This window comes from Vibrio sp. 10N.261.54.E10 (assembly GCF_002877735.2).
GTDB lineage: Bacteria > Pseudomonadota > Gammaproteobacteria > Enterobacterales > Vibrionaceae > Vibrio > Vibrio crassostreae_C.
In genome coordinates this window covers 1-3,764 of the sequence record NZ_MCXE02000011.1, presented here as the reverse complement: position 1 = coordinate 3,764, position 3,764 = coordinate 1, and the positions used below count along the sequence as shown (strand labels likewise).

General features: G+C 43.9%; 3 protein-coding genes and 3 pseudogenes. 1 reads left to right on the top strand and 5 read right to left on the bottom strand.

The annotated features are described in order from the left end of the window. Together BCU07_RS23480 and BCU07_RS23475 are read right to left on the bottom strand one after the other, a co-directional pair. Positions 1-432, bottom strand: a pseudogene (locus tag BCU07_RS23480) (AbgT family transporter); the annotation flags it as partial. A gap of 4 nt (positions 433-436) precedes the next feature. Continuing rightward, a complete protein-coding gene (locus BCU07_RS23475; RefSeq protein ID WP_413286215.1) occupies positions 437-748 on the bottom strand; it encodes an AbgT family transporter in 312 nt (103 codons plus the stop codon). 884 nt (positions 749-1,632) lie between these two features. Here BCU07_RS23475 and BCU07_RS23470 point away from each other — a divergent pair. Further along, entirely contained in the window at positions 1,633-1,905 is a 273-nt protein-coding gene (locus BCU07_RS23470; RefSeq protein WP_413286214.1) for a hypothetical protein, read from the top strand. A 93-nt stretch (positions 1,906-1,998) separates the two neighbouring features. On the opposite strand, the pseudogene BCU07_RS23465 reads toward BCU07_RS23470, so the two are convergent. From BCU07_RS23465 to dapE, 3 genes and pseudogenes are all read right to left on the bottom strand, one after another. Beyond that, positions 1,999-2,248 (bottom strand): annotated as a pseudogene (locus BCU07_RS23465) (DUF2897 family protein). Positions 2,249-2,255: 7 nt separating this feature from the next. After that, a complete protein-coding gene (locus BCU07_RS23460) occupies positions 2,256-2,930 on the bottom strand; it encodes a M15 family metallopeptidase (RefSeq protein WP_016787737.1) in 675 nt (224 codons plus the stop codon). Positions 2,931-2,975: 45 nt separating this feature from the next. Then, a pseudogene (gene dapE / locus BCU07_RS23455) lies at positions 2,976-3,764 on the bottom strand (succinyl-diaminopimelate desuccinylase); the annotation flags it as partial.

Sequence of the window (3,764 nt, the reverse complement as noted above, 5' to 3'; positions counted from 1 at the left end):
TGGCTGTGAACGTACCTGAAATCAGGTGCTTGTTCTGCATCTTCATCTACAGGCGTATTAGCAAGACGAGGCTCGATAATTTTCTCTGTAACGTACCAACCAATTGCCACAATTAGAATTGAAGACAAACCAGTAAAGAAGATGTTCGCTAGAGGGTTGATCACATATGCAGGGTCAAGAACGTTTGCCGCTGTTTGAGTGAAGCCAGCTAGTAGCGGATCAATACCTGAAGGATAGAGTTTGCTGAGAAACCACCTGATACACCAGCAAACGCTGCTGCAATACCCGCTGAGGGTGACGACCCGCAGCGTGGAAGATGATACCGTCAAGAGGGATTACTAGAACGTAACCTGCATCAGCTGCTGTGTGAGACACGATAGCAACCAAGATTAGCATCGGCGTTAGTAGCTTAGCTGGCGTGAAGTTAAGCATCTTCTTAAGGCCAGTCGTAATGAAGCCTGAAGAGTCTGGTAACGCCAACACCTAGCATAGCAACAAGTACGATGCCTAGAGGTGCGAAGCCTCTGAACGTGGTAACCATATTCGCTAGGAAGCTAGCAAGCGCTTCACCAGTTAGTAGGTTGTTTACTTCAAGAGCAGCACCCGTTTGAGGGTTGATTAAGTCGAATGAAAGATTCGATAAAAGTGCAGATGCTACCCATACAATAACTAGAGCCCAGAAGAACAGGATTGCTGGATCTGGAATTTTGTTGCCGGCGCGTTCAATGAAGTTTAGAAAGCGGTCCATACCACTGATCTTCTCAGTCGATGGTGCTTTTTTTTTACGTGGCTTGGTTACTCATTGTAACTCCATATGTGATGTTGTTTTGTTTAGGCCTAATATAAGTTTTATTTAAGCAAACACTTCGTTCAGTTACTGGAAGTGGGTGTTTAACCAGTTTCCATCACTTCAGACTTGTTTTCGCATTTATCGTGAAACGCTTTCGCGTTTTCCGTGCGCCGCTTCGATTAACACTGACATCAAAAGGTTTTTATATGTGGCTTATAGTGACTTTAATGACTAAAAAACACTCTAAAAGCGTTCCCAAGATCATGAGATGTTTTATAATCAAATTTAAAGAAACATAAAAACAACAATAATAATACTGGGCTTCACCAGTGGCTTACTACGCTCTTTTTTTTGAGCACGTTGATAAACACAAATAAACACAATGAGTTACAGCCCTTTTGAAACAAAGGGAATATAACAAACTGTTCAAGATGACAGGGAACGCGTGGCACTTTTATTATGCGTTGCTCACACCTTAGCAGGGCGTTAGATAACAAGGCATTTAAGAGCGATTCTCAACGCTTGGCATTTTTAGTTTGCGGTGGGGTTCGGTGATTAAGGCATGTAAGTTATTAGTAACTTAATTGGGCGTTATTTTAATAGGAGTATAACCATGCCAGAAGCACACGAGATATTTTCGGCTATTCGAAAATCTAAGAAGCTCAAACAGAAAGATTTTATAGGTATTGCAAGCCGTGCAACTATCGGCAGATTTGAACAAGGTGAAGGCGATTTGCCAACGCAAGTGTTAATCCGTGCCCTGAGAAAAATGAACATCACTTTAGGTGAGTTTGTTACCCGCATGGAAACGGAAGAAACACACGGGCTTTCACACGAAGAACGTGAACGTTATAAACTGGACGGATATCGCCCAAGAAGATCCCGAAGCGCAAGGTACTATCTTTTACCCAAACGGTGCCAAGCTTGAAAGCTACGCGCTTAAGGTGCGTGATGCTGCGATGATTTCCCCTGACTTTGCGATGAATTACCCTGTGGGCTGTTACATCATTGTTGAGCCAATGAAATCAGTGAATGACAATACTTTGGTGATTGTGAAAGCAGGCGGCACGTTCAACTTTAGACGCAAGGTACCGTGGTCGATTCATTCCTGCTAATAGTGAGTTTGAAACGATAGAGAAAGGGGGAAGTTGTAGGGCGTGTTGTGGGTTGGGTAGGTAATGGTTAACCGTCGAAACCTGACGAATTTTTTATTTTTTTCTTACCAATAGTGCGCCTAATTGTTCTAATTCTCGTTTCTGGCATGAGATAGTTTCCCCATCTTTTTGAGCTTTCTCTTGGTTCTGTTTATCTAATTGATTGAGCTTGTCTAAGTCTTTCTCTGTTTTGTTACGACCTGTCAGATCCATATTGGCGGTCTGTTTGAGCGCAGCAATATTACCCCACAACGCTAACCACGATGATGATGATAACCCAAGGGTTTGTAAGCCACTCCAACATAAGCGCTCTAATGATTGATATTTGCTACGAAGCGTGCATAGATTGCGTCTAGCTGCTCCATAATAATCTCATACCCTAATATTGGCTTAGATTGGAGTTGCTTGCCAAGTAAAGTGGGTGATAACTGTGATAAGCACGAGTCTGATACCTTACGGTGGCTAATATGCCACGGTTCAATCGCCACACCGCCAAGGTCTTGGTTGTACGGAAAGAAGAATCCAAACTGAGATGCATGAACAGATAACCATTGATAAAACACTTGCTGGTGGCCAGTAAGGTATTCCCATGGCTCTAATTGCAGCTGTATATCTTCAGGTAAGTGATTACGAGCAAAGACATCGAAATCACAACCCCAATGGTGACGACTCGCTCCGGGAAGCGCAGACCATCTTAGGATCGCCGACAACTTTTGTTGTTCACTGAGTGTTGAAGCATCAAGTGGTTGGCTTTCTGAGTCTAATATCGGCGCTTGACCAGAAAACTTACGATTCCAAATCAGAGATTGCCTTTCATAGTCGCGAAAGCCACTGGCAATCTCCATTTTAAAACCAGCAAGTTGAGCAGCTTCAATCAAATTGTTCAGATCATCTTTGACATCACTGTGAACCAAGAATGTCTTGGTGCCAATCAGGTTAGGTTCCAGATGAGAATCTGATTGTCCGGTAAGCTGCTCTGGTGTCATAACGCGTCTCTCAATAATGGGATGCTATGAATCTCTGGTGAAACACTATTTAGCGAAAAGATTCACTAATGTTCTTTCGTACATGTCAGTGAGCTTCTCTAAGTCAGCCACTTTCACGCATTCGTTAACCTTGTGAATGGTTGCATTAACCGGACCTAGTTCTACCACTTGCCCTTTCATGCGCGCAATAAAGCGTCCGTCAGATGTACCACCTGTAGTCAATAGTGCAGGTTTCACGTCATTCACGTGACCAACTGCATCAACAATAGCATCAAGCAACGAGCCAGCGTCTGTTAAGAACGGGTCGCCATTGAATGTCCATTTCAAATCGGGGGTATTCGAAATCGTACTTGTCGAGTGTATTTGTGATTCTCTCAACGATGATGTCGTTGTTTAACTCTGTGCTAAAACGAAGATTAAACTGAACATTAAATTCACCAGGAGATAACGTTTGACGCGCCAGTGCCCGCACTTACATTTGGGATCTGGAGAGCTGGTTGGTGGGAAGTAGTCATTTCCTTTGTCCCACTCGGTAGTAGCCAGTTCATTGATCGCAAGCAGGAAGCTGTGTACCGGGTTGTTCGCTGGGTGAGGGTAAGCAACATGACCTTGTGTGCCTTTAACTGTTAGATCACCAGTGATAGAACCACGACGGCCGTTCTTCACGACGTCACCAACGTACTCAGTACTTGATGGTTCACCAACAATACACATGTCGATGTTCTCGCCACGAGCCATCAGAGCTTCAACACGTACCGTACCGTTGATGAAAGGGCCTTCTTCATCTGACGTGATAAGGAAACCGATTGAGCCTGTGTGATCAGGGTGTAGCGA